The organism is Mesorhizobium sp. M0678 (assembly GCF_040320505.1).
Taxonomy (GTDB): Bacteria; Pseudomonadota; Alphaproteobacteria; order Rhizobiales; family Rhizobiaceae; genus Mesorhizobium.
The window spans coordinates 194334-217816 of the sequence record NZ_JAMYPT010000008.1 but is presented as its reverse complement, the minus strand read 5'-3'; the positions used below and the strand labels follow the sequence as shown (position 1 = coordinate 217816).

The window sequence follows — 23483 nt, the reverse complement described above, 5'->3', positions numbered from 1 at the left end:
TGCACCGGGGATGGTATGATCCCGGGGGCATCATTCATAGGGGGTGGCGATGAGTGGTATGACGGGCGGCGCGCTGGCGCGGCTGGCGTTCTGGGCCAAGGGCATGACGGCGATCCGCGACGGCCATATGGAGTGGCCGGGCTTTTCCTACACCGAAGTGGAGTGGGCGCGCATGACCACGCTCGCCAAACCCGTCGGCGGCGGCACCTACCAATTGTTCACGCTGGTCAACGCGGCGATCTTCATCGCCATTGCCGCGCTCGGGATATTCTGTGTCTTCCTGCCGCTGGCGGCGCTGCTGTTCCCGGTACCGGCCGAAACCAGTGCGATCAAGTTTTCGCTGCTCCTGGCGGCATGCGCCTTCCTGATCATCGGCATCGGCCTGCCGATTTCGCTGCGTCTTTCGACCACGCTGGTGGCGCCGAAGGCAATGCGGGCCGCGCTTGTCGCCGTGCCCGGCGACCAGGCGCTTGCGGCAAAAGTGTCATGGCAGATCAACCGGATCACGCTCGTGCTCTGCGGCCTGCTGGTACCGGGCATTCTTCTGTTCATTGCCTACGACATCGAAGCCGGCCCGATTATTACCGCGTTGAAATGGCTGGCGATCGCGCTGATGGCGGTTTCGGTTGCGATCGGCGGATGGCAGCGGCGCAAACAATCCTGATTGAGCCAATCGCAGGCCTGGGCAGCGTTACGCGCCGGCGCTGCGCTCCGGCCTGGTCCATGTGTTGCGGGCGTCTGCTTCGTTGCCGCCCGGTTCGCCGACAACGCGATCGCGTCCCGTGGATTTGGCCTTGTAGAGACGCTGGTCGGCCAGCGCAAAGAGATCGGCAAGGCAACGGGTCGTCTCGCTGACCGTCGAGATGCCGGCGCTGACGGTAATGTCGAACCGGCTGGTGCTCGCGGACGTCTTGACCGCTTGCCTGACGGTTTCGCCCAGCAGTCTGGCGAGCGGCTGCGGACGCCAGCCGAGGATGGCGAATTCCTCACCGCCGATCCTGAACAATTGATCTTCGGTCCCGACAAGTTCGCCAAGCAAAATTGCCAGGGCTTTCAGCACCTTGTCTCCCTCGGCGTGGCCGAAGCGGTCGTTGATCGATTTGAAGTGGTCGACATCGATGATCAGCAGGCTGAGCGCCCTGGCGGTCCGCAGGCTGGCGGCGACGGCGGCCTCGCCATCGCTGTCGAAGCGCCCCCTGTGCAGGAGGCCGGTGAGGCCGTCGCGACCGACATGCTCGACCAGCGCCTCATAGCGCTCGCGATAGGTCAGCGTGTCGAAAATGTCGGAAAGCCCGCGCGCCGCCGGCACCTGCCGCGCCTCGAACCACCTGATATAGCCGACCAGCATGGTGCTGTAGACCAGGGCCGCTGCCATCTTGGCGAACCAGCCGCCGAAGAACACCGCGACCGGCGCGCCGGTGACGAAATGCAGCGCCGTGAAAAAGCCTGCCTGGTCGAAGGTGAGCACGCAGGCGACGGAGACCAGGATGCGGGTGAAAAGCGCCTTGCGCAGATATTTGCCGAGCTTTTCATAGAGCAGAATGATCAGGATGGCGTCGACGAACAGCAGCGTCGTGCCCCACACCATCAGCCAGCCCATCTCGTCGATGAAGCCGATGTCGGGAAGCTTGCCGTCGGGCAGCGGTGCGATGTCGTGCAGGCGCAGGATCAGCACGAGCCCGATCATCAGGGCATTGCCGAGCAGCAGGCCATAAATCGGCTGCCGGACCGTTGCCGCGTCCTCCTTGATGTAGAGCAGGAGCAGCATGACCAGCTTGCCGGAAAACAGCACGGCCGAACCCGGCGATACCATGCCGAACGGCAGCGCGACGTAGAAGACGCTGGCGAGATAGGTTTCCAGGAAATGCATGACGCCAAGGGCGCAAACAAAGACGCCGAGGCCGATGCGGCCCCTGAACCGGAAAAGCGTGACCATGATGCCGAAATAGAGAACCGCTTCGGCAAAAAGCAGGAAACTGTTCAACACGGCCCGATCTCTCTCCCCGAAATCGCGGCTGCCAGCGATTTCCCATCCAACATTGTTTGACGCGGAATGGTTAACCGGAGCTTTCGCCTGGGCGCCGGCACGAAATGAAGCGGCTAAGCGTTTGTGGGTGCGACCAAATCCGCTTGGGGCCAAAACTGTTTGCCGTTCGCGGCCGCATCGCTTACATAGCCCCCAACTTCCATTCAATCCGACATCAGTCGACTTTTCAGGGAAAGCGCGCGTGGCACGCCAGTTCATCTATCACATGGCCGGCCTCAACAAGGCCTACGGCACCAAGAAGGTGCTCGAGAACATTCATCTGTCCTTCTATCCGGACGCCAAGATCGGCATCCTCGGTCCCAACGGCGCCGGCAAGTCGACGATCCTCAAGATCATGGCCGGCATCGACAAGGAGTGGAGCGGCGAGGCCTGGCTGGCCGAGGGTGCTACCGTCGGTTACCTGGCGCAGGAGCCGGCGCTCGATCCGAACAAGAACGTGTTCGAAAACGTCATGGAAGGCGTCGCCGCCAAGACCGCCATCATCGAGCGCTACAACGAATTGATGATGAACTATTCCGACGAGACGGCGGACGAGTCGGCCAAGCTGCAGGACGAGATGGACCGGCTCAACCTCTGGGATCTCGAACAGCAGGTCGAGATGGCGATGGAGGCACTCGGCTGCCCGCCCAAGGAGGCCGATGTCACCAAGCTGTCGGGCGGCGAACGCCGTCGCGTCGCGCTTTGCCAGCTTTTGCTGCGCCAGCCCGACCTTCTGCTGCTCGACGAGCCGACCAACCATCTCGACGCCGAGACGACGGCGTGGCTGGAAAAGCATCTGCGGGCCTATCCGGGCGCGGTGATGATCATCACCCACGATCGCTACTTCCTCGACAATGTCACCGGCTGGATCCTCGAGCTCGATCGCGGCCGCGGTATCCCGTACGAAGGCAACTACACCAAATATCTCGAAGCCAAGGCCAAGCGGCTCAAGCAGGAAGGCCGCGAGGACGATGCGCGCCAGCGGGCGATCGGCCGCGAGCGCGAGTGGATCCAGTCCAGCCCGAAAGCCCGGCAGACCAAGTCGAAAGCCCGTATCCAGGCGTTCCAGGATCTGCTGGATGCAGCCGACAAGCGGCGTCCGAGCGACACCCAGATCGTCATTCCGCATGGCGAGCGGCTCGGCAATGTGGTGATCGAGGTCGAGGGCTTGTCGAAGGGCTTTGGCGACACGCTTTTGATCGACGATCTCGAATTCAAGCTGCCGCCCGGCGGCATCGTCGGCGTCATCGGCCCGAACGGCGCCGGCAAGACGACGCTGTTCCGCATGATCACCGGCCAGGAAAAGCCCGATGCCGGCACCATCCGCGTCGGCGAGACGGTCAAGCTCGGTTATGTCGACCAGAGCCGCGACGCGCTCGACCCGACCAAGACGGTCTGGGAAGAGATCTCGGGCGGCGCCGAAGTGGTCAAGCTCGGCAAGTTCGAAGCCAACACCCGCGCCTATTGCGCGTCGTTCAATTTCCGCGGCGGCGACCAGCAGCAGAAGGTCGGCAACCTGTCCGGCGGCCAGCGCAACCGCGTGCATCTGGCCAAGATGCTGAAGACCGGCGGCAATGTGCTGCTGCTCGACGAACCGACCAACGATCTCGATACCGAAACGCTGGCTGCACTTGAAGACGCGCTCGAGAGCTTCGCCGGCTGCGCCGTCATCATCTCGCACGATCGCATGTTCCTCGATCGCCTGGCGACGCACATCCTCGCCTTCGAGGGCGACAGCCACGTCGAATGGTTCGAAGGCAATTTCGAGGATTACGAGCAGGACAAGATCCGCCGCCTCGGCCCGGACGCGGTCAATCCGCACCGCATGACGTATAAGCGGCTGACGCGGTAAGACATTTACAGGGCGGCGAATTCTCAAATGATCTGAGGAACCAAGATGGCCGACTGGTCCGCCGCCCTCTACCTGAAATTCGAGGACGAGCGCACCCGCCCCGCGCGCGATCTCGTTGCGCAGGTGCCGGTGCCGGAACCACGCCGGGTGGTCGACATTGGCTGCGGGCCGGGCAATTCGACCGAATTGCTGGTCGAGCGCTGGCCGCAGGCGCAGATCAGCGGCTTCGATACCTCCCTCGACATGATCGAGAAGGCGAAGGCGCGCCTGCCCGGCGTCACCTTTGCCTTGGCGGATGCGGCGGCGTGGCAGCCGAACGAACCGGTCGACGTGATCTTTGCCAATGCGGTGTTTCAATGGCTGCCGGAGCATCCGGCGGTCTTCCAGCGGCTGATGGGATTTTTGGCGCCCGGCGGCGCGCTTGCCGTGCAGATGCCGGACAATATGGCTGAGCCTTCGCACCGGCTGATGCGGGAGACCGCGGCCGAGATGCCGTTTGCCGAAAAGCTCGAGCGCGCGGCCCGCGCGCCGCTGCCGCCGGTCGCGTTCTACTACGACCTTTTGTCACCATTCTCGGATCGGCTCGATATCTGGCACACGATCTACAACCATCCGCTGGCCGATGCCGAGGCGATCGTCGAATGGGTGAAGTCGACGGGGCTGAAGCCGTTCCTCGATCCGCTCGACGAGAACGAGCGGCAGCTTTTCCTGAAGCGCTACACGGCCGGGATCAGCGAAGCCTATCCGAAAACGGCAAGCGGCAAGGTATTGCTGCGCTTTCCCCGTCTCTTCATCGTGGCGCGGCGTTCTGCTTAGAAACTCTTAGCTACACCCAAAAACAGCCAGCAGCGGATGCTTGACCGGCTTTCGCCGTCATGCGCATCTCGCTGGGGCAGGGATAAGGCCCTTCATGGGCCATGGGGGTGGATGATGACACTGAAGAAGATGGGTTTCGGCGGCAGCGTTTGTGCGGCCGCTGTGCTTGCCTTGTCTATATCGGCGGAGGCCAAGCGAGCGCGCTGCTTCACCAGCGACGACGGCTATTTCTCGTGCAGCTATCGGGCGCTGGACGATGCCGGCAGCTTTCGCATCTCGGCGCCGGGCTATCCGACCTACGTCCTGGAAATCGACGGACCGGGTTTTGCCTATGGCTATGTCAATCTCGGCCGCCGCAACGTGCCGCTGCCCGGGCAATTCGTGCGCAGCCGCGATGACGGTGCCTGCTGGAACAACCCGCAGACCAATACCAAGCTCTGCGCCTGGTAAAGACCCGTCCCAGGGACTTGATTTAAGCCGGCATAAACTGGCTAGGTGCAAAAGAGGTTGCGCCGAGCTTTTTACGGCGAAGCCGCAACGCCTGCGCACGGGACGAACTGGAAATGCATCGCGTCATCATCAGCGGCATCGGCGTTGAAATCCCCGAAGCCTCGATCACCAATGAGGAACTCGTCGCCAGCTTCAACAGCTGGGTGGATATGGAAAACGTCCGCCGCGAGGTGTCGGGCGAGCCGCTTCTGCAGAAATCGGACAGTGCCTTCATCGTCCATGCCTCGGGCGTCCAGACCCGCCATGTCATCGAACGGGAAGGCATCCTCGATCCGACCCGCATGGCGCCGCGCTTCGCGGCGCGGCCCGACGATGCGCTGTCGCTGGAGGCCGAGTTCGGCATCGCTTCGGCCCGCAAGGCGCTCGATCATGCCGGGCTGAAGCCTGGCGACATCGACCTGGTGATCTGCTCGGCCTCGCACCATCAGCGGCCCTATCCGGCGATCGCCATCGAAATGCAGCAGGCGCTGGGCACGAAAGGCGCCGGCTTCGATATGGGGCTTGGCTGCTCTTCGGCAGCGGCGGCGTTGCACATCGCGGTCAATCTGGTACGGGCAGGGGCGCATAAACGCGTGCTGGTGACGACGCCGGAGATCATCACCGGACACCTCAATTTTCGCGACCGGCAGACGCATTTCATCTTTGGCGACGCTTCCGTGTCGATGGTCGTCGAAGGGCTTGCCCAGGGCGAGAAGCGGCCGGGCCGCTTCGAGGTGCTCGATACGCGCGCCTGGACACAGATGTCGAACAGCATCCGCACCAATCTCGGCTACTATACCCGCGCCACCCAGGACGATCCGTACATGATCGATCTGGAAGGCAATCTGATCAAGCAGATCGGCAACAAGGTGTTCAAGGAAGTCACCGTCGCCGGCCACAAATTCATCGTCGAATTCCTGGCCGAGCACGGGCTGACGCCGCAAGCGATCCGGCGCTTCTGGCTGCATCAGGCCAATGCGCGGATGAACGCCATGATCCTGAAACTGTCGTTCGGCCATGACGTCGACCACGACCGCGCGCCGATGGTGCTGGAGCGCCTCGGCAACACCGCCGCCGCCGGCGCCATCATCGCCCTGTCGGAGAACCATGCCGACATGAAGGCCGGCGACTACGGCCTGCTCTGCGCCTTCGGCGCCGGCTACTCGATCGGCGGCGCTCTATTGCGCATGCTCTAGATTTTTGTTTTACGCATGTCGTTGTCCCAAAACCGCTGCACACCCTCGGTTCAAGCCCGAGGGCATGCTTTTGGGCGACATGCATCAGCTCGGCGCGAACGGCACCCGCATCGGAGCGCGCCTGGCAAATCGCATCAGTCCGCTTGATCGGAGCATCAGCGCTTTCGACTGGACCTGATGAGCTGACCGCGGCTAATTGCGCGTATCACGCGAGGCACGAACCCATGCTGGATCTTTTTCCCGAAGCCGAAACTCCGGTCGAGATCGTCCCGTCGCGAAAACTCGCCGCCAGGGTGGCGGCGCTTTACCTCGCACCGTTCGATCATTTCGAGACACGGGCAGTGGATCAGTTGCAAGTCGGCTTCGACGGCATCGACGGCGATTTCCACGCCGGCACAACGCGGCGCTCTGGTGGGCGCGAGCCGTGGTATCCGCGCGGCACCGAGATGCGCAACGAACGGCAATTGTCGATCGTGGCGGAGGACGAGCTGGCGATCGTCGCCGAACGGATGGGCATTACCGAGATCAAGCCGGAATGGATCGGCGCCAATCTCCTGATCGAAGGCCTGCCGCGCCTCTCGATGCTGCCGTCCGGCACGCTGCTGTTCTTCAAAGGCGGCGCGACCGTCAAGATCGACGCGCAGAACGGGCCTTGCCGGATTGCGGGCAGGTCGGTCGCCGAGAATGCCGGTATGGCCGACGTCGAGGCCGGCGCGCTGCTGTTCCCGAAAGCGGCGAAACGGTTGCGCGGGCTCGTCGCCTGGGTCGAGAAGCCCGGCATGATCGCGGCCGGCGAGGAAATTTCGGTGCGCGTGCCGGAGCAGTGGGTTTACCGGGCCTAGTTGTTTTCCAGGCAAGGCGTAGACTTGGGTTCCTCGCCCACCGCGAAGCGGGGGGAGAGGTGGGCGGGCAGCGGCCGGCGCGGGGGGCGTCGGTGGGCGCGGGGGGGGCGCGGCGCGGGGGGGGGGGGGGGGCCGCCCCCCCCCCCCCCCCCGGGGGGGGGGGGGGGCCCCCCCCCCCCGCCGCGGGGGGTGGGGTGGGGGCGCCGACCCCCCCGGAGAGGGGGCCTTCGTAGAGCGCGGTTCCCCCTCTCCGTCTCGGCTTCGCCGAGCCACCTCTCCCCCACTTTCGTGGGGGCGAGGAACCCAAGCTGGAATGAAGCCGCGATGCCAACCTGAAGCGATTTCCCTAAAACACAGCAACTTTGTTCTTGCTTTGTGCCGGCAGCTATGCTACTAATTTGGGTATGGTGCCATTTGGCTCCAACGACCCGCCCACCGAGGCGGGTTTTTTTGTTTTGAGATTCCGAAGTTGCCGACGTGAGGCGGGACAGCGCCCTGGACAGCCCCTCTCTGTCCTGCCGGACATCTCCCCCACTTGGGGGGAGATTGGCCGTCACCTCTCGATTTCGCTAATCACAGCGGTGAAGAGCGCAGAACTCGACGCGTGTGCCTGCCATTCTCTACGCCTCATCCTCATCATCGAGCAGCCGGGTGGCGCGCCAGCGGGTCAGCACGATGTTGGTCTGCTCGATGACGAAGAAGCGCGCGGAATCGCGGTCATAGCCTTCGGCGAGCAGCTTTTCGTAGTCGGTGTGGGCGTGGCGAATATGCGCAATCGTCGCCAGCCATACGGCAATGCTCGGCGGCAAGCTCTTCATGTGCACGGCGCCGGCATCGGCACGGATCTTTTCCATGTCGGCATAAGGCGCCAGCGGCAGCAGCGCTGTCAGCGCCTTGGCGATGGCGCGGCGGCGGCCGGTCGGCGCGCTCATCACTCCACCGGCCCTGGCTCGTCCCGCCCGGCGATGGTCGCATCGGCAAAGGCATCGGTCGAGGCGAAATAAGGCTTGATGTCGATGACCGGCGTGCCGTCGAGCACGTCGATGGCATCGAGATCGAGGCGGCCGGTGTCGATGTCGACGGCAACCAGCCCGGCGACATGCAGCCCAATTGGGTTCGGCCGGGCAGGGGAGCGCAGCGAAAAGACGCCTTTTGGCTCCGTGGCATGGCGGGGTTTCTGGACAATCAGTTGCCGCGGCGCATGGTGCAGCCAGGACAGGATGATGACGTGGCTAGCGCGTTCCAGCCCAAGCAGGCCGTCCCGATAGAGCGGATCGATCGTGAGAACCGCCGGCTGTCCCATCTCCCGCGCTGCCTTCATGTTCTTGGGGCAGGTCTCCCGCGTGATCCAAGGCGAAGCGATGCGGCCGATGAAGACGACATGGCCATCCGGCGGCATCGTTGCCGGGTCGGTTTCCAGGAGCTTTTCGCCGCTGCGCGTTTCGAACATGGTTCTCGCCCCGATCATGCGTCCGTTTTTGCGCGATCCGCCACGCATGCGTCATTTTCTTGTCCGGAAGCGACATAGCGCTTGCAAGCCTATCCAAACCGACATAAACATATGTTTATATCTTTTCAAAGAGAATGCTCGCATGCATGTCGCTCTCGACACGATGGTAGATACATTGAAGGCGGCGGCGGAATCCAGCCGGCTGCGCATATTGGCGCTGCTGTCGCGCGGCGATCTGACCGTGTCCGACCTCACCGAAATCCTCGGCCAGTCGCAGCCGCGCGTCTCGCGCCATTTGAAATTGCTGCTGGAGGCAGGGCTGATCGGCCGCTACCAGGAGGGCTCGTGGGCGTTCTTCCGGCTATCGGATTCCGACGCGTCGCGCGATTTCGTGCTCAGGCTGGTCTCCGGCATCCGCGGCGCCGATCCGCAGGTCGAGCGTGATCTCGAACGGCTGACCGCGGTCAAGCGCAAGCGGCAGGACCGGGCTGCCGAATATTTCTCGGTAAACGCCGCAAGCTGGGACCATATCCGCTCGCTGCATGTGCCGGATCGCGCGGTCGAAGCAGCTCTCATCAAGCTCGTCGGCAAGCGGCCGTTCCAGTCGATGCTCGATCTCGGCACCGGCACCGGACGGCTGCTCGAGATATTTTCGCCGCTCTATCGGCGCGGTGTCGGCATCGACATGTCGCGCGAGATGCTGACGGTGGCGCGCGCCAATCTCGACAAGGCCGGCGTTTCGAATGCGCAAGTGCGCCAGGGCGACATTTTTGCGCCACCGGTCGAACGCGACGCCTTTGATCTCGTTACCATCCATCAGGTGCTGCATTATCTCGACGATCCCGCCCGCGCCATCCGCGAGGCGGCGCGTCTGTTGCGCCCGGCCGGCCGGCTGGTGATCGTCGATTTCGCGCCGCACGCGCTGGAGTTCTTGCGCGAGGAGCACGCGCATATGCGTCTCGGCTTTTCCGACCGGCAGATTGGCGACTGGTTTTCCGAGGCCGGCCTCGACCTTGAGGACAGCCAGGAATTCGAGCCGCGCGGCGGCAACGAGGCCAAGCTCACCGTCAAACTCTGGCTCGGCCGCGACCGGCGCATGCTGATTGCCGAGCCTTCCAACGACAGACAACCGGCCAATGCGTATCCGATAGGGGAAACCGCCTGATGAACCAGTTCCGCTTCTCCCGCCGCCCCGACATCGGCGACAAGGTCAGGGTTTCGTTCGAGTTCTTTCCGCCGAAAAACGATGAGATGGAAGCAAGGCTGTGGGACACGGTCACCCGGCTTGAGCCGCTCAAGCCGAAATTCGTCTCGGTCACCTATGGCGCCGGTGGTTCGACCCGCGAGCGGACGGCCCGCACCGTCAAGCGCATCCTCAATGAAACGACGCTGACGCCGGCGGCGCACATGACTTGCGTCGATGCGGCGCGTCACGAGGTCGATGCGGTGATCCGGGAGTTCGCCGATATGGGCGTCAAGCGTTTCGTCGCCCTGCGCGGCGATCCGGCAGAGGGCGTCGGCGCGGCTTACCGGCCGCATCCGGAAGGCTATGCCAATGGCGCCGAACTGGTTGATGCGCTGAAGGGCGCCGGCGATTTCGACATATCGGTCTCGGCCTATCCGGAAAAACATCCGGAGAGTCCGGATTTCGCCACCGACTTCGACATGCTGAAGCGCAAGGCCGACAACGGAGCGACGCGGGCGATCACCCAGTTCTTCTTCGACAACGATCTCTATGAGCGCTATGTCGAGCGGGCACGGCGGGCCGGCATCTACATACCGATCGTGCCGGGCATATTGCCGGTGCACAATTTCACCCAGGTCGCCAACTTTTCGGCGCGGTGCGGCGCCTTGGTGCCGGCATGGCTGGCCGAGCGTTTCGATGGGCTGCAGAACGATCCGCAAACGCATGCGTTGGTGGCATCTGCCGTGGCGGCCGAGCAGGTGCTGGACCTTGTCGAGCGCGGCGTCGGCGATTTCCATTTCTACACGATGAACCGGGCCGATCTGGTCTTCGCCATCTGCCACATGATCGGCATCAGGTCGCACGAAGTCGAGGCGGCGGGATCCGCCGCGGCGTAAGGCGGCAAGCTCCTTTTTGAAATGTCAAAGATCGGGGAAATGCAAAAGGCCGGGCAAAATGCCCGGCCTTTTCAATGGTTTGGAATATTCGGTGCTGGTCTTCCCCCGCTCAGCGGCCTTATGGAAGAACGCCCATAATGAGGGCGCCGATGAATGCAAACGCAGCACAAATCATCAATGCGTTGATCGGCCTCGTCAGTCCCATGTCATAGCCTCCTCTTAAAGAGCTATGGCGAGAGTCTAGGGTCATTTGTGCCACAGGCAAGCAGAAACTTTGCTGCAATGCGACGAGATTGTGGAATTTGCGACCTGCCGTTTGCCGTTAGGCATTGAAACTCTTTGTCAAAAGCCGGCTCGGGACCTGTGAATAATTTGTGGCAAAGCCGGGGCAGTAACGAGAATGGCAGCGCTACCGCGCCAGAAATCGGAAATCGATTTTCGGACCGACTGAAGATTCGAAGCGTCGGAGCGTCCTTTGCATATCCAACCGGGTGCTGCACTGCGATGGGCAGCAGCGCGTTGCGAGGATAGCCCAGGACTTGAATATGCTGCCAATTGGCAGTATGTTGCCTGCCAAGTGATGGAGGTCGGAATGAGTGTCGCTTATGCGGTTCGCGATCCTGCAAATCAGGCTTTGCCGGCAAATCTGGCGGATGCCTCGGCACGGGCGCGGATCACGCCAGCTGCTGTTGCCGGCATCGTCAGGCTCGCAGACATCTGGCATCTGACCAGCACCGAGACCTGTACCTTGATTGGCGACGTGTCGGAGAGAACCTGGTTCCGCATGAAGAAAGGCGAGTGGGAGGGCGTTCTCTCCCAGGATTCGCTGACACGCATCAGCGCCCTGATCGGCATCTTCAAGGGACTGCGGCTTCTGTTTTCCGAAGGGCTTGCCGATGAATGGGTGCGGTTGCCGAACAAAGGGCCTCTTTATGGTGGCCGGCGCCCCCTGGACGTGATGATCGAGGGCGGCATTCCGAGGCTGCTGCAGGTTCGCCAACATATCGACGCTTTGCGCGGTGGACTTTGAATGCAGATCCCATCACGCGCGGACATTTCCCAGCGCGACACGATCCGGCTGATTTCGACAGGCAGGCTCAAGGAACCGGTCCTGATGCCGTTGGCCAGGAATCATGGAGATTTGGAGGACCTTGCGGAGCTCGAAGGAGCCACCAGCGGCCGCCTTCAGGCGCAGCAAGGGGGATTGCCCGACCTCGATCCGCGCGAACTGGTTTTCGGGAGACCGGGCTACACCTTCATCAATGCGGCGTTCGCTTACACCCGTCCGGGCGGCAATCGTTTCAACGATGATGCCAGGGGCGTCTGGTATTGTGGGTTCGATGCGGAAACCGCGCTCGGCGAGGTCTCGTTTCATCTGACGCGCGAGCTTGCCGCGATCGAACGGTTCGAAAACGTCACCGACTACGCGGAGCTCGTTGCCGACTTCATAGGCTCGTTTCACGATCTGCGCGGTGCTGAGTTCAGCAAGGACCCGGTGCTCGATCCGGATACCGCCTTAGCCTATCCTGCCGGTCAGGCGCTGGCGAAGCAACTCCGCAAGCAAGACGCCGCGAGCGGTCTTGTGTATCCTTCCGTGAGACATGTCGGCGGGACCTGCCTTGCCGCCTTCCTTCCCGATCTCGTTCAGAATCTCCGGCAAGGCGGTATCTGGCGTCTGGAATGGCAGGGTTCATCTGTTCCCGCGATCACGCCCAAATAGCGCACGATCGGGAGCGACAACTTCGCTGCGCCATCTCTAACGCCGCCCGAACAGGCGACCGTCGATGGTGACGAGGCCGAGGGCGATCAGCGCCATGCCGCCGAGTTCGAACAGTTCGAGCCGCTCGCCCAGGAACAGGAAGCCGAGCAGGATGGCACTGGCCGGCACGATGAGCGTGACCAGCGAGGCGTTGGTGGCGCCGGTCGAGGCGACGAGATTGAAATAGAGGATGTAGGCGAAGGCCGTCGACAGCAGCGCCAGTGCCAGCACCGCCGCCCAGACCGGCGGCGAGGCCGAAAACAGATTGGCGGCATCATAGGTGAACAGAACGACCGGGATCATGATGATGGTCGAGCAGGTCAATTGTCCGGCGGCAATGACCGGTGACGGCACGCCCTTGAGGCGGCGGGCAATCATCAGTGCAGCCGCATAGGATAGCGACGCTCCGATGAGCGCGAATTTCGCCCAGACCGGACCGCCGAGCCCGGCGACGAGGCCGGGGCCGATCATCACCGCCGTTCCCGCGATACCAAGGGCGATGCCGGCAAGCTTGTTCCACGACAGCTTTTCGTCGCTGGTCAGGGCGTTGGCGAGGATCAGCGTCCAGAACGGCGTCGTCGAATTGAGCACCGAGGCGACACCGGCGCCAAGCTCGGTCTGGCCGGCAAAGATCAGCGAGAAAGGAATGACATTGTTGGCGAGCGCCAGCAGGAAGAACAGGCCGGCATGCGGCAAGGCGAGGCGAAACGACGGGCCGCGGACCGCAAGATAGAGCTGCAACGCGATCGCAGCGATGGTGACGCGAAACAGCACCAGCACCAGCGGCGGAAGTTCCGCCACCGCAATGCGGGCAAAGAAGAACGAACCGCCCCAGACGGCGCCGAGCAGCAGAAGCTGCGCCCAGTCCTTGAGCACCATCGGACCGCGCATCGTGGTGGTGGCAGCTATCGCCATTGGTCGTCCTCCCAGACGAGATGCCTTGCTCTTCAGGCGTCTGTTCACGCCATACCCGATCCGGCCGCAAGGGCCACCCGAAACCTGAGCGATGGCCTAGCTCGCTCATAACCGGCCTGCAGCACCGGCGTAGCGCCGCGAAGCCAGGGCGGCGAGACATAGAATTGTTTTCATTAGCCGCTAGCTTGGATTAATTGTGCGCAGCCTCAGTCAAGGGATTCGTCCATGCAGCGATTCGAAAATGCCCGCGAGGCAGCGCTGGCGCTTCGCCCGGACGATCCGATCTATTGCTTCCGCCCGCAGGTGCTGAAGGCGGACGCCAAACAGTTCATGGGCATGTTTCCCGGCAAGACCGCCTATGCGGTCAAGACCAATGGCGAGCGGATCGTGCTCAACGCCCTGGTCGAGGCCGGCGTCGGTGCCTTCGATGTGGCCTCGCCCGGCGAATTCGCCGCCGTGCGCGCCGTCTCGCCGGACGCCGAGATGCTCTACATGCACCCGGTGAAGGCGCAGTCGGACATCAGGCTGGCGCTGGAAAAATACGCCATCCGCGTCATTTCGCTCGACCATGAGGACGAGGTCACCAAGCTGACCAGGGTGGTGCGGGCGCTCGACATCGATCCGGGCGCCATCACCGTGTTCGTGCGCATCCAGACGAAAGGCTCGGCGGCCTACGAACTGTCGAAGAAGTTCGGCGCCGGACCGGCCAATGCGGTCGAACTGGCCGAACGGCTGAACCGGACGGGCTACAAGGTCGGGCTGTGCTTTCACGTCGGCAGCCAGATCGAGGATCCCGACACCTATGAGCGGGCGCTGGCCTCCGCCGACTGGGTGCGCAACCGCGTCGGTTTCGACATTGCCGGGCTCGATGTCGGCGGCGGCTTTCCCGCCGAATACGGTCATGATCCGAACAGCCGCAAGCCGGAAATGCCGTCGCTCGGCCAGATCATGTCGCGGCTGTCGGGCGACCTCCAGGAGTATCAGTTCGACCAGATGCCGCTGGTGGCCGAGCCGGGCCGGGTGATCGTGGCGCGCTGCCTGTCGCTGATCGTGCGCGTGCTGCTGCGCAAGGGCAAAAGGCTCTACATCAATGACGGCATCTGGGCGTCGCTGTCGGATTCATGGACCGGCAAGATCACGCTGCCGGCACGCTTCATCCCCGATCCGGCGATCCGCTCGCGCAATGGCGAGGACAAGACCATCGTGCCGTTCAAGGTCTGTGGCGCGACTTGCGATTCCGTCGATATATTGTCGCGGCCGTTCTGGCTGCCCGAAACCGTCGATACCGGCGATTGGATCGAGATCGGCCATATCGGCGCCTATTCGCTGTCGCTCCGAACACGGTTCAACGGCTTCTATCCCGACACTTTCGTCGAGGTGGCGACGCCATTCGACGAAGGCGATGCGCCGCAGGGGTTTGCCAGCCTGGAGACGATGGCGGATTAGTGAATGGTGAATAAGTAAAATAGTGAATAGTGAATAGTGAATAGTGAATAGAAGTAGTTCTTGCGTTCCGTCCGCTTCGGTGAATTGTCACCATTCACCATTCACCATTCACCATTCACCATTCACCATTCACCATTCACCATTCACCATTCACCATTCACCATTCACCATTCACCATTCAGTCAGGCTACTCCGCCGCCGGCCTGGATATTCTCGCCGGTCAGCCAGCGAGCTTCGTCGGAAGCCAGGAAAACCGCGACATCGGCGACGTCGTGCGGTGCTCCGATCCGGCCGAAGGGCGACATGCCGGCGGCCACGGCGCGGTCCCGTTCGGGGAGCAGGTCGGTGTCGGTGAAGCCTGGTGAAAGCGCATTCACGGTAACGGAGCGCGGGCCGAGTTCGCGCGAGAGGACGCGGACGAACTGCTCGACGGCGCCCTTGCTGCCGAGATAAAGCGCCGTCTGCGTGAAGAACATCCTGGTTCCGCCGGTGGAGACGGCAATGATGCGGCCACCGTCGCGAACGCGGCGCGCCGCTTCCTGAAGCGTGAAGAAGGTGCCCTTGGCATTGGCGCCGAAGACATGATCGAAATCCGCTTCGGTGGCCTCGACGAGCGGCTTTATGACGGCGACGCCGACATTGGCGACGACGATGTCAATCGGCCCCATCTGCCTTTCGGTTTCGTCGAACAACTTGCGAATGTCGGGAATGCTGGAGACATCCGCCTGGATGGCAACGGCTTTTCCGCCATTCCCTTCAATAGAGGCAACCACTTCCCTGGCGGCCTTCTCGTTGCCGACATAGTTGACGACCACGGCAGCACCCTTGGCCGCGAGCCCCTCGGCGATGGCGCGTCCGATGCCGCGCGAGCTGCCGGTCACAAGTGCGGTTTTGCCTTCGAGTGGACGATGCATGGCTGTTCCTTCCGTCTGATTACGGCCGCCTCGATCGAGCGGCGTTCCAGGGAAAGCTATGGGCATGGTATTGCTCAGAGAATAGCCTATTATCTTACTGACTTGTTAAGCCTGGGGTACATAATGCGCGGAACCGAGTTTTCCGAACTCACGGCATTTGCAGCAATCATCGAAGAGGGCAGCTTCGTCCGCGCCGCGGCCAAGCTCAGGATTTCGCCTCCAGCACTCAGCCAGACGATACGCGGGCTGGAAGAGCGTCTCGGTGTCCGCCTGCTCAACCGCACCACGCGCAGCATGTCGCCGACGGCTGAGGGCGAGAAGCTGTTTGCCCGCATCGCACCGGCGTTCAGCGAACTGGAAGGGGCCGTCGCCGACGCGCATGCATCACGCGGCCGGCCGGCAGGCTCGCTGCGCATCAATGTTCCGCGCATTGCCGCCACGCGTTTCATCGCGCCGATCCTCGGCGATTTCCGCCGCGCCTATCCCGATATCGCCCTCACAATCATTGTCGACGACATGCTCACCGACATCGTCGAGGGCCGCTTCGATGCCGGAATCAGATTGGGTGAGCGGCTGCACAAGGACATGGTGGCGGTGAAACTCAGCGAGGAACTCGAGATGGCCGCAGTGGCGGCGCCGAGCTATCTGGAGCATCACCCGATACCGCGTCACCCCGCGGACCTGCATCACCACCAGTGCATCAATTTCCAGTGGCCCAGCGGCGGCAACATCTACCGGTGGGAGTTCGCCCGAGGCCAACGTGCTTTGGAAGTGGCCGTCAGCGGCGGCCTGACGATCAACGATACGGAACTGATGATCGGGGCGGTTCTGGATGGGGTCGGCGTGGCGTACATGCTGGAATATCAGGTCCGGCCATGGATCGAAGCGGGAAAGCTCATCCGCTTTCTCGACGCCTGGTCGCCGAGATTTCCGGGTTTTTATCTATATCACGCGAGTTCCCGCCAGGTTCCGGCGCCGTTGCGAGCGTTCATCGATTTCCTGCTTGCCAGGCGGTGATGTGAATAGTGAATAGTGAATAGTGAATAGTGAATAGTGAATAGTGAATAGTGAATAGTAGTAACCTCTGGTGCTCAGTGCGGCTCCGGTGCTATTCCTTTTCCACCATTCACCATTCACCACCCTCACAGCCTGTCGAGCAGCTCCGGCGTCGGCCAGCCGTCGACCGGCAGGCCCAGCCGCTTCTGCTCCTTGCGGATCGCTTCGCGGGTGTTGGTGCCCAATATGCCGTCGACGGTGCCGACGTCATAGCCTTTCGCCTCGAGCTTGGTCTGCAGCACCTTCATCTGGTCGCCGTTGAGGCCGGGTTCGGGGTTGCGCGGATCGAATCGCGGCGCGCCCCCCAGCCGGGCGGCAAGATTTGCCGCGGTCAGGGCATAGGTGAAGGACTGGTTCCACTCGAGATAGACGTCGAAATTGTCGTAGGTCAGGAAGGCTGGCCCCTTGCGACCCATGGGCAGCGCCAGGCCGGCCTTCAGGCCGTTGTCGAGAAGCGGCGTACCGTCGGGCCTGGTAACGCCCCACTGCGCCCACTGCGTCAACGGCAGCTTGTTGGTGCGCCCCGTCTGCTCCCACGGCAAATCGTCGGGCACACGGACTTCCTCGATCCAGGGCTGGTCGCGCTTCCAGTCGCGCGACTGGATCTTGCTGGCCGTGCTCATGATCACATCAGGCGCGCTGCCGCGCAGGTCGACCAAGCCATCGCCGTCGCCGTCGACGCCGTGGCCGAGATAGTCGGAAGGCAACATCTGCGTCTGGCCGATCTCGCCGGCCCAGGCACCGGTCACGTCGGCCGGCACCACGCCGCGATCGATCAACATCAGCAGCGGGACGATCTGCGGCCGGAACAGCTGCGGGCGGCGGCAGTCATGCGAGAGGCTCACCAGCGCGTTCAGCGTATGAAAATCGCCCTGCACGGCGCCAAAATCGGTTTCCAGGGCCCAGAAAGCGGCGATGACCGGCGCCTGCACGCCGTATTCGCGATCGGCGCGGACAAAGACCTCGGCATATTTTTGCAGATTGGCCGCACCTTGCTTCAGCCGATGGGACGAGATCATGCGGTTCGAGAATTCGATGAAGGTCTGGGTGAAGACCCCCTGGGCACGGTCGCGTGCCAGCGCCTTTTCATCGAGGGTGGCGTTTTCCAGCGCAGAAAGGCCGGCAGCGCCGACGCCGGCCGCCCTGGCCTCCGCCGCCACGCCCTGCTTCCATGCCTCGAAATCGCCGCCGCATTGCTGTGCCGCGGCCGGCACGGCGCTCAGGAGCAGCGCCGCGAGAAGTCCAAAGCGCGATCGCATCGCCATCCTTCCGAGAAGATTACCAGCGGTTGCGGGCATCCGTCATTGGCTGTGTCGAAAAGCAGGCGGCAGGCCTGGTGTCAACGGGTGTTCTGCCGCAACCACTTCTTCCACGCGGCTTCGGAGCCGTTGAAGACGCTGATGTCGGCGTTTCCGGCCATGCCCGGCACGACACCCGTTCCGGTATACTGCCAGAAGGTGAAGGGATGGCTGCCGTATTTCTGGTGCGGGTGCCCGGCGACGGAGCGCAGCCAGTAGGGGTAGCCGCGGAAGCCCGATAAACCATTATCTTCGAAGAAGTCGACCGACGTGTAGATGATCGGCTTCTTGCCGTAGTGTTTTTCGACGATTTCGAGGAATGTGCTCATCTCGCTGCGTACCGTGGCGGCATCTGGCCGCAGCTTGCAGGTCGGCGATTTCGGGTTCCATTCCATGTCGAGAACCGGCGGCATCGCCGAACCGTCTTTGGGCACGTTCTGGATGAACCAGCGCGCCTGGGTAGCGGCCGGCGTGCAAAAGTAGAAAAAATGATAGGCGGCACGGGGGATGCCCGAGGCCCTGGTGCGGCTCCAATGCTCGTTGAAAGCTTCATCGAAACGGTCTCCGCCTTCGGTTGCCTTGATAAAGGCGAAGGAGATGCCGCTGGCCCTGGCCGCCGGCCAGTTGATCGATGTCTGGTATTTGGAGACGTCGGTACCGTGGACGGCATAGCTCCACGGTGCGCCGCTATCCCATTCATGCGGGTCGGAATCGGCAAAACGCGGCGCGCGTACCGCAACCGTCGGGGCGCTGGACGACGACAGCGATGGCGTCAGATCCTCGACCGTCGAGCAGGCGCCAAGCAGCATCAGCGTGATGAGGACCGCGAAACGGCGCATCGCTACTTCCCGAGCCGGTTTCAGCCGGCCGCTGATGGGTCTTTCCGCGGGTGCCCCCTCGACCGGGCGCAGCGTGTCTGAAACCGACTTACGCGACGCGCCTGGATCTTCGTTTCATGCATTCCCAAACCGTTATGCAGTTTTGGGACGCATGCATTCAAGCCCCGCCGGACGGTCACCCCACAGGATCGCCCGGTCTGTCCTAAGCGCGTCGCTTCGACGCGCTTAGCTCTTTTGTCTATGCATGTCGTTGTCCCAAAACCGCTGCGCACTTCTGGGCGACATTCACCTGTGATCGCCGATCATGGTTGATATTCGGTTGACGGCGCTCGACAAGAGCCGCGATTTTGCCGAAACAATGGCGGCAAATCGATGACATAGATCGAGCGCGCCCGGGGGAACTCAAAATGCAGATCCTTTTGAAGTTCGTCAAATGGCTGCTCGGCTTGGCTGTGCTGGCCGCCGCTGTACTCGCCGGCTGGCTGTATTTTGCGCCGCCGGAACTGATCCGCGTCGGTTCCGGCTATGCGGCCAAGATCGTCTGTTCGAACGTCTTCATCGCCGGGCGAGACGCCGACGATGTGCTTGCCGTCGATGTGCAGGCGCCGGGTCATCCGCTGCTGAAGCTGATGAGAGTGTCGGTCGACAAGGAGAAGGGAACGGTTTCGGCCGGCCTGTTCGGTGTGCTCGGCAAAAGTGTCGCGGTTGCGCGCGACGGGCTCGGCTGCGCCTCGGTTCCCGACGGCGATATTGCCGCCGCCAAGGCTATCGCGGGAGCCGCGCCAGCGGCGGCGCCGCTGCCCGATCTGATCTGGCCGGAGGGCGACAAGGCCGATGCCTCGCAGGATCCCGAGGTCGCGAAAGTCCTCGACGATCCAGCGTCGACCGGCGCCGGCATGCGGGCGGTCGTGGTGGTCAAGAACGGCCGCATCGTCGCAGAGCGCTATGGCGACGGCTTTTCCGAAAAGACGCCGCTACTGGGCTGGTCGATGACCAAGACGGTGAATGCGGCGATCGTCGGCACGCTGGTGAAGGACGGCAAGCTGGCGATGACCAACCAGCGGCTGTTCGGACCCTGGCAAGCAGATGGCCGTGCCGTGATCAGCCTCGCCGACATGATGGCGATGTCGAGCGGGCTGGAATTCAACGAGGATTACGGCGACGTCGCCGATGTGACGCGCATGCTCTACCTCGAACCGGACATGGCCGGCTTTGCCGGATCCAAGCCGCTGACCGGCGAGATCGGCAAGGTGTTTTCCTATTCGAGCGGCACGGCGGTGATGCTGTCCAGGCTGTGGCAGGACGCAATCGGCGACAAGGACAAGGCACTGGCGTGGCCGAGGACCGCGCTGTTCGATCCGCTCGGCATGCAGAGCGCTGTGCTTGAGGCCGACGAGCACGGCACCTTCGTCGGCTCGTCCTATCTCTATGCCACGGCATGCGACTGGGCGCGCTTCGGCCAGTTCCTGCTGCAGGGCGGCGTCTGGAACGGCCAGGAGATCCTGCCCGCCGGCTTCGTCGACTGGATGCGGGAACCGGCAACTGCTTCGAAAGTCTACGGCAAGGGGCAATTATGGATAGAAGGACCGGGCGACGAAGAAAACCCCGGCGCCGGCACTGCCGCCGGCCTGCCCAAGGACACCTATTGGATGGAGGGGCATGATGGGCAAACGGTTGCCATCATCCCCTCGGAGCAGCTGGTTGTGGTGCGGCTCGGGCTGACGCCGGCCAGGCTCGGCTATCGGCCGCAGGCGATGGTGGCGGCGCTGATCAAGGCGCTGCACTGAGGAATGCGGCGGTCGCAGTCTTGTCTATGCGGCTGTCGCCAAAGGCTTGGCGCGATCAACACGCGCCCGCTCGTCGGGTGAGTTCATAACCGTCCAAAGATCATTACGGCGCTGGACGTTCAACCAGAAATCCGGGCTGTTGCCAAACACCCGCGCCAGAATGAGCGCGGTAGCCGCCGTCACGTTGCGGCGGCCGTTGCACAATTCGTTCACATGCTTGCGCTGGACGCTCATAGCTTCGGCCAAAGCCGCCTGTGTCAGGCCGAGTGGTTGCATGAATTCTTCCGTAAGAATTTCGCCAACCGTTGCCGGCTTGCGTGCGGTCATCAACATGTCTCACCTCACTTATATATAACTGTGGTCGTCGAGATAGATGTCCGACGCCTCGCCCCGGCCCCCGTCCCAGCGGAAGACCAGCCGCCATTGTTTGTTGACACGGATCGAATGGAAACCTTCGAGATTGCCGCGCAACTTCTCGAAATGGTTGCTGGGCGGCACACGCAAATCCTGATCGATCGCCGCGTCGTCAATCATCTGGAGCTTGCGGAACAAGCGGCTTTCGAGATCGGACGGAATATTGCGGGAGTGGGTGTCGTCCACGAAGAAAGCCCGCAGCCATCCATCTCTAAATCCGATGATCATCCCATGCTTCCGGCGAGGAGATAATGTACCACTCCTTGGGTCACATGGCAATGTGTGATTTAGCCAAATTAACTGATTTCAGCCACGGCCCCCATTTAGGATTGGAGCCCCAAAACCTTCCACGCCAAAATTGATATTAGATGGCGATCTTGATCACGGCGAGCCAGCTGTAGCCGCGATAAAGTGTTCTGAATCGAAGGCTTGCACCAACTCTCGCAGATTCCGATTCCAGAACGTCGCGCAGGGCTTCACGCGGCTGGACATGGAATTTTCTCAACCAGCCGCGCAGCAGCGTGCGGAACCAGCCGGGCAGGGCCTCCTGCTGGCCGAAATCGACGACGTGCAGCGAGCCGCCCGGTGACAGGGCAGCAAGAGCCGCGAACACTGTCTTCTCCCAGCCGGGAATCATCGACAGCGAATACGAGACAAAAATGCGGTCGAAACTTTTGACGCCGAACAGTGCTTTCGCGTCGAAATCCGTGGCGTCGCCGCGCGCCAGCGTGACGCGGCCGGAGAGGCCTTCGCGCGCGAGGGCGGCAGTGGCCGTCTCCAGCATCTCGGCCGAAATATCGAGGCCGAAGAAGCGCGCGCCGGGATAGCGGCGGGCGGCGAGGATGATGTTGCGGCCGGTGCCGCAGCCGAGCTCGAGCACGGTGCCGCCGGCCGGCACATCCAGTCCGGCGATAAGCCGGTCGCGGCCCAGCAAATAATATTTGCGGGTCAGGTCGTAGATATGACGCTGCCAGCGGTAGACGCCGTCCATCAGTTCGGCATGGCTGGCCGGCAAGTCGGTCGTGCTCATGCGGACCGCTTCACATAGAGATGGAAGCCGCCATAGATGGCCGAGCGGTCGCGCGCCGAAAACTCGCGCGAGGCGTCGTTCTCGTAGCGCCACTGATCGAGCAGCGAATTCGAGACGCGGCCGGGCAGCAGGCTGGGTTCCGCTGCGGTGCGGAAGATGACGCGGGCGCCGGTGGAGGCGGTTCGGGTGATCTCGGCCCACAACTCGTTGAGCTGGTCGTCGGTCATCCAGTCCTGTGCATCGAGCAGCACGAAGCGATCCACCGAGCCGGCATCCTTGCGGGCAAGGAACTCGATCAGATTGGCGTGGTGGATGGCAACGCGATCGACATTGTTGCGGATCGTCTTGTAGTTGCGCTTTTCGAGATAGGCGGGCAGGGCGGCCTCGCCCGGATCAGGGTAGCGGCGGGCGAAAGCCTGCCAGGCGAAATAATTGGTCTTCAGCGGAAAATCGCAGGCGAGCTTTTCCAGTCGTGCCTTCAGCACGCTGGCCATGGTGCCGTCACCCGAGGTGATCAGCGAATCGTACTGGGCCGGCGGAATGCCGAGGCCGAACAGCGAAGCCTTTCGCGAGGTCGCCCATTTCAGCAGCGGTTTTTCGAAGACCGGCGCCAGCTCTTCGTCGAAGAAGCGGCGCTGATCGGCGATGGTCTTGGCGTCCATGATTCCGGCCGGGTCGACGCCGAAGAATTTTGCGGTGCGATGGCCGATCGCAATGAACAGGCCAAGCAGGCCGGTCTGGTAGAAATTGCGGTCGAAGACGGCGATGCGGCGACGGCCGCGCCAGTTGCGGCGCTCCCAATAATGGCGGCTGACCGGGTCGAGATGCGGTGCGATGAAGCGATCGTAGGCCTGTGAATTGTGCCCGGTCTCAGCCGCGCCGAAGAAACGGAACAGGTCGCCCTGCGACGGCAGGTGACGGACGGCTTCGAGCTTCATGCGGTTCAGCGCGATATGGGCAGCGTTGAGGTCGACGGCATCGATCCTTTCCGGCGAGCGGGTGAGATAGGCAAGGATGTTACAGCCGCCGGAGGCAATGGTGACGATGCGGTGGCCCGTCCCGAGCTGCATCGCGTCCATGTCGATTTCGGGGTCTTCCCAGATCTGCGGATAGACGAGGCCGGAGAACAGGAAGGCGAACAGGCGCTCGGAGATGCCGGCTTTCGACAGCGGGCGGTTCTGGTAGACGGCCTTGCCGACTTCCTTGCCGCGGCGAAAAACCAGGTCCCCAGAAATGTCCGTCATGGCAAGGCGATTCCCCGTTTGCTTTGCC

Annotated in this window: 24 protein-coding genes; 13 read left to right on the top strand and 11 right to left on the bottom strand. The window is 62.7% G+C overall.

The window, feature by feature from the left end; genetic code table 11:
- Nucleotides 1–49 precede the first annotated feature (49 nt).
- Nucleotides 50–664 (top strand): hypothetical protein, encoded by a 615-nt coding sequence (locus tag NKI29_RS17260; RefSeq protein WP_156937311.1) that lies wholly within the window; start codon nt 50–52, stop codon nt 662–664.
- 27 nt (nt 665–691) lie between these two features.
- Here the strand turns inward: NKI29_RS17260 and NKI29_RS17255 are convergent, their stop codons facing one another.
- On the bottom strand, nt 692–1987 hold the full coding sequence (locus NKI29_RS17255; RefSeq protein WP_352571800.1) for a GGDEF domain-containing protein: 1296 nt from the start codon (nt 1985–1987) through the stop codon (nt 692–694).
- 241 nt (nt 1988–2228) lie between these two features.
- Here NKI29_RS17255 and ettA point away from each other — a divergent pair, with 241 nt between their 5' ends.
- From ettA to NKI29_RS17230, 5 genes are all read left to right on the top strand, one after another.
- Entirely contained in the window at nt 2229–3878 is a 1650-nt protein-coding gene (ettA, locus tag NKI29_RS17250) for an energy-dependent translational throttle protein EttA (RefSeq protein ID WP_292659428.1), read from the top strand.
- A gap of 45 nt (nt 3879–3923) precedes the next feature.
- Nucleotides 3924–4694: a trans-aconitate 2-methyltransferase gene (gene tam, locus NKI29_RS17245; protein WP_352646998.1), complete on the top strand. Its 771-nt coding sequence runs from the start codon at nt 3924–3926 to the stop codon at nt 4692–4694.
- 111 nt (nt 4695–4805) lie between these two features.
- Nucleotides 4806–5144 (top strand): hypothetical protein, encoded by a 339-nt coding sequence (locus NKI29_RS17240; RefSeq protein ID WP_352578733.1) that lies wholly within the window; start codon nt 4806–4808, stop codon nt 5142–5144.
- 113 nt (nt 5145–5257) lie between these two features.
- Nucleotides 5258–6379 (top strand): beta-ketoacyl-ACP synthase III, encoded by a 1122-nt coding sequence (locus tag NKI29_RS17235; protein WP_352646996.1) that lies wholly within the window; start codon nt 5258–5260, stop codon nt 6377–6379.
- Between the two features lie 224 nt (nt 6380–6603).
- Entirely contained in the window at nt 6604–7221 is a 618-nt protein-coding gene (locus tag NKI29_RS17230) for an MOSC domain-containing protein (RefSeq protein WP_352637255.1), read from the top strand.
- Between the two features lie 620 nt (nt 7222–7841).
- On the opposite strand, the gene NKI29_RS17225 is transcribed toward NKI29_RS17230, so the two are convergent.
- Together NKI29_RS17225 and tsaA are read right to left on the bottom strand one after the other, a co-directional pair.
- A complete protein-coding gene (locus NKI29_RS17225; RefSeq protein ID WP_292659440.1) occupies nt 7842–8153 on the bottom strand; it encodes a DUF2293 domain-containing protein in 312 nt (103 codons plus the stop codon).
- Entirely contained in the window at nt 8153–8671 is a 519-nt protein-coding gene (tsaA, locus tag NKI29_RS17220) for a tRNA (N6-threonylcarbamoyladenosine(37)-N6)-methyltransferase TrmO (RefSeq protein WP_352647374.1), read from the bottom strand. The genes NKI29_RS17225 and tsaA overlap by 1 nt, the downstream gene beginning before the upstream one ends.
- Before the next feature lie 142 nt (nt 8672–8813).
- Here tsaA and NKI29_RS17215 point away from each other — a divergent pair, with 142 nt between their 5' ends.
- The 4 genes from NKI29_RS17215 to NKI29_RS17200 all read left to right on the top strand — a co-directional run bounded on the left by NKI29_RS17215 (nt 8814) and on the right by NKI29_RS17200 (nt 12473).
- Nucleotides 8814–9836 carry an ArsR/SmtB family transcription factor gene (locus tag NKI29_RS17215; RefSeq protein WP_352638495.1) on the top strand — a complete coding sequence of 341 codons (1023 nt, stop codon included), beginning with the start codon at nt 8814–8816 and terminating at the stop codon, nt 9834–9836.
- The gene (metF, locus tag NKI29_RS17210) at nt 9836–10753 is read left to right on the top strand and encodes a methylenetetrahydrofolate reductase [NAD(P)H] (protein ID WP_023676795.1); all 918 of its coding nucleotides are present in this window, start codon (nt 9836–9838) and stop codon (nt 10751–10753) included. The genes NKI29_RS17215 and metF overlap by 1 nt, the downstream gene beginning before the upstream one ends.
- 592 nt (nt 10754–11345) lie before the next feature.
- Nucleotides 11346–11783: an antitoxin Xre/MbcA/ParS toxin-binding domain-containing protein gene (locus tag NKI29_RS17205; protein ID WP_352638496.1), complete on the top strand. Its 438-nt coding sequence runs from the start codon at nt 11346–11348 to the stop codon at nt 11781–11783.
- Between the two features lie 84 nt (nt 11784–11867).
- Nucleotides 11868–12473 (top strand): RES family NAD+ phosphorylase, encoded by a 606-nt coding sequence (locus tag NKI29_RS17200; protein ID WP_352755744.1) that lies wholly within the window; start codon nt 11868–11870, stop codon nt 12471–12473.
- Nucleotides 12474–12509: 36 nt separating this feature from the next.
- Here the strand turns inward: NKI29_RS17200 and NKI29_RS17195 are convergent, their stop codons facing one another.
- Nucleotides 12510–13427 carry a DMT family transporter gene (locus tag NKI29_RS17195; protein WP_352638499.1) on the bottom strand — a complete coding sequence of 306 codons (918 nt, stop codon included), beginning with the start codon at nt 13425–13427 and terminating at the stop codon, nt 12510–12512.
- 225 nt (nt 13428–13652) lie between these two features.
- Between NKI29_RS17195 and NKI29_RS17190 the strand changes: the two genes are divergently transcribed.
- On the top strand, nt 13653–14873 hold the full coding sequence (locus NKI29_RS17190) for an alanine racemase (RefSeq protein WP_352456188.1): 1221 nt from the start codon (nt 13653–13655) through the stop codon (nt 14871–14873).
- 182 nt (nt 14874–15055) lie between these two features.
- Here NKI29_RS17190 and NKI29_RS17185 read toward each other — a convergent pair whose 3' ends face one another.
- Entirely contained in the window at nt 15056–15787 is a 732-nt protein-coding gene (locus NKI29_RS17185; RefSeq protein ID WP_352638500.1) for an SDR family oxidoreductase, read from the bottom strand.
- Between the two features lie 123 nt (nt 15788–15910).
- Between NKI29_RS17185 and NKI29_RS17180 the strand changes: the two genes are divergently transcribed.
- Nucleotides 15911–16804 (top strand): LysR family transcriptional regulator, encoded by an 894-nt coding sequence (locus tag NKI29_RS17180; protein ID WP_352589424.1) that lies wholly within the window; start codon nt 15911–15913, stop codon nt 16802–16804.
- Nucleotides 16805–16929: 125 nt separating this feature from the next.
- Here NKI29_RS17180 and NKI29_RS17175 read toward each other — a convergent pair whose 3' ends face one another.
- Both NKI29_RS17175 and NKI29_RS17170 read right to left on the bottom strand, forming a co-directional pair.
- A complete protein-coding gene (locus tag NKI29_RS17175; RefSeq protein WP_352638501.1) occupies nt 16930–18102 on the bottom strand; it encodes a lytic murein transglycosylase in 1173 nt (390 codons plus the stop codon).
- 80 nt (nt 18103–18182) lie between these two features.
- Nucleotides 18183–18980: a glycoside hydrolase family 25 protein gene (locus NKI29_RS17170; RefSeq protein ID WP_352638503.1), complete on the bottom strand. Its 798-nt coding sequence runs from the start codon at nt 18978–18980 to the stop codon at nt 18183–18185.
- Nucleotides 18981–19387: 407 nt separating this feature from the next.
- Here NKI29_RS17170 and NKI29_RS17165 point away from each other — a divergent pair, with 407 nt between their 5' ends.
- Nucleotides 19388–20767, top strand: coding sequence for a serine hydrolase domain-containing protein (locus tag NKI29_RS17165; RefSeq protein ID WP_352638505.1), 1380 nt, complete (start codon nt 19388–19390; stop codon nt 20765–20767).
- A 24-nt stretch (nt 20768–20791) separates the two neighbouring features.
- Here NKI29_RS17165 and NKI29_RS17160 read toward each other — a convergent pair whose 3' ends face one another.
- The 4 genes from NKI29_RS17160 to NKI29_RS17145 all read right to left on the bottom strand — a co-directional run bounded on the left by NKI29_RS17160 (nt 20792) and on the right by NKI29_RS17145 (nt 23455).
- Nucleotides 20792–21100 carry a HigA family addiction module antitoxin gene (locus tag NKI29_RS17160; RefSeq protein ID WP_352453138.1) on the bottom strand — a complete coding sequence of 103 codons (309 nt, stop codon included), beginning with the start codon at nt 21098–21100 and terminating at the stop codon, nt 20792–20794.
- A gap of 12 nt (nt 21101–21112) precedes the next feature.
- Nucleotides 21113–21409, bottom strand: coding sequence for a type II toxin-antitoxin system RelE/ParE family toxin (locus NKI29_RS17155; RefSeq protein ID WP_352456184.1), 297 nt, complete (start codon nt 21407–21409; stop codon nt 21113–21115).
- A 136-nt stretch (nt 21410–21545) separates the two neighbouring features.
- The gene (locus NKI29_RS17150; protein WP_352638507.1) at nt 21546–22211 is read right to left on the bottom strand and encodes a class I SAM-dependent methyltransferase; all 666 of its coding nucleotides are present in this window, start codon (nt 22209–22211) and stop codon (nt 21546–21548) included.
- Nucleotides 22208–23455 (bottom strand): BtaA family protein, encoded by a 1248-nt coding sequence (locus NKI29_RS17145; protein WP_023676782.1) that lies wholly within the window; start codon nt 23453–23455, stop codon nt 22208–22210. The genes NKI29_RS17150 and NKI29_RS17145 overlap by 4 nt, the downstream gene beginning before the upstream one ends.
- Nucleotides 23456–23483: the final 28 nt, after the last annotated feature.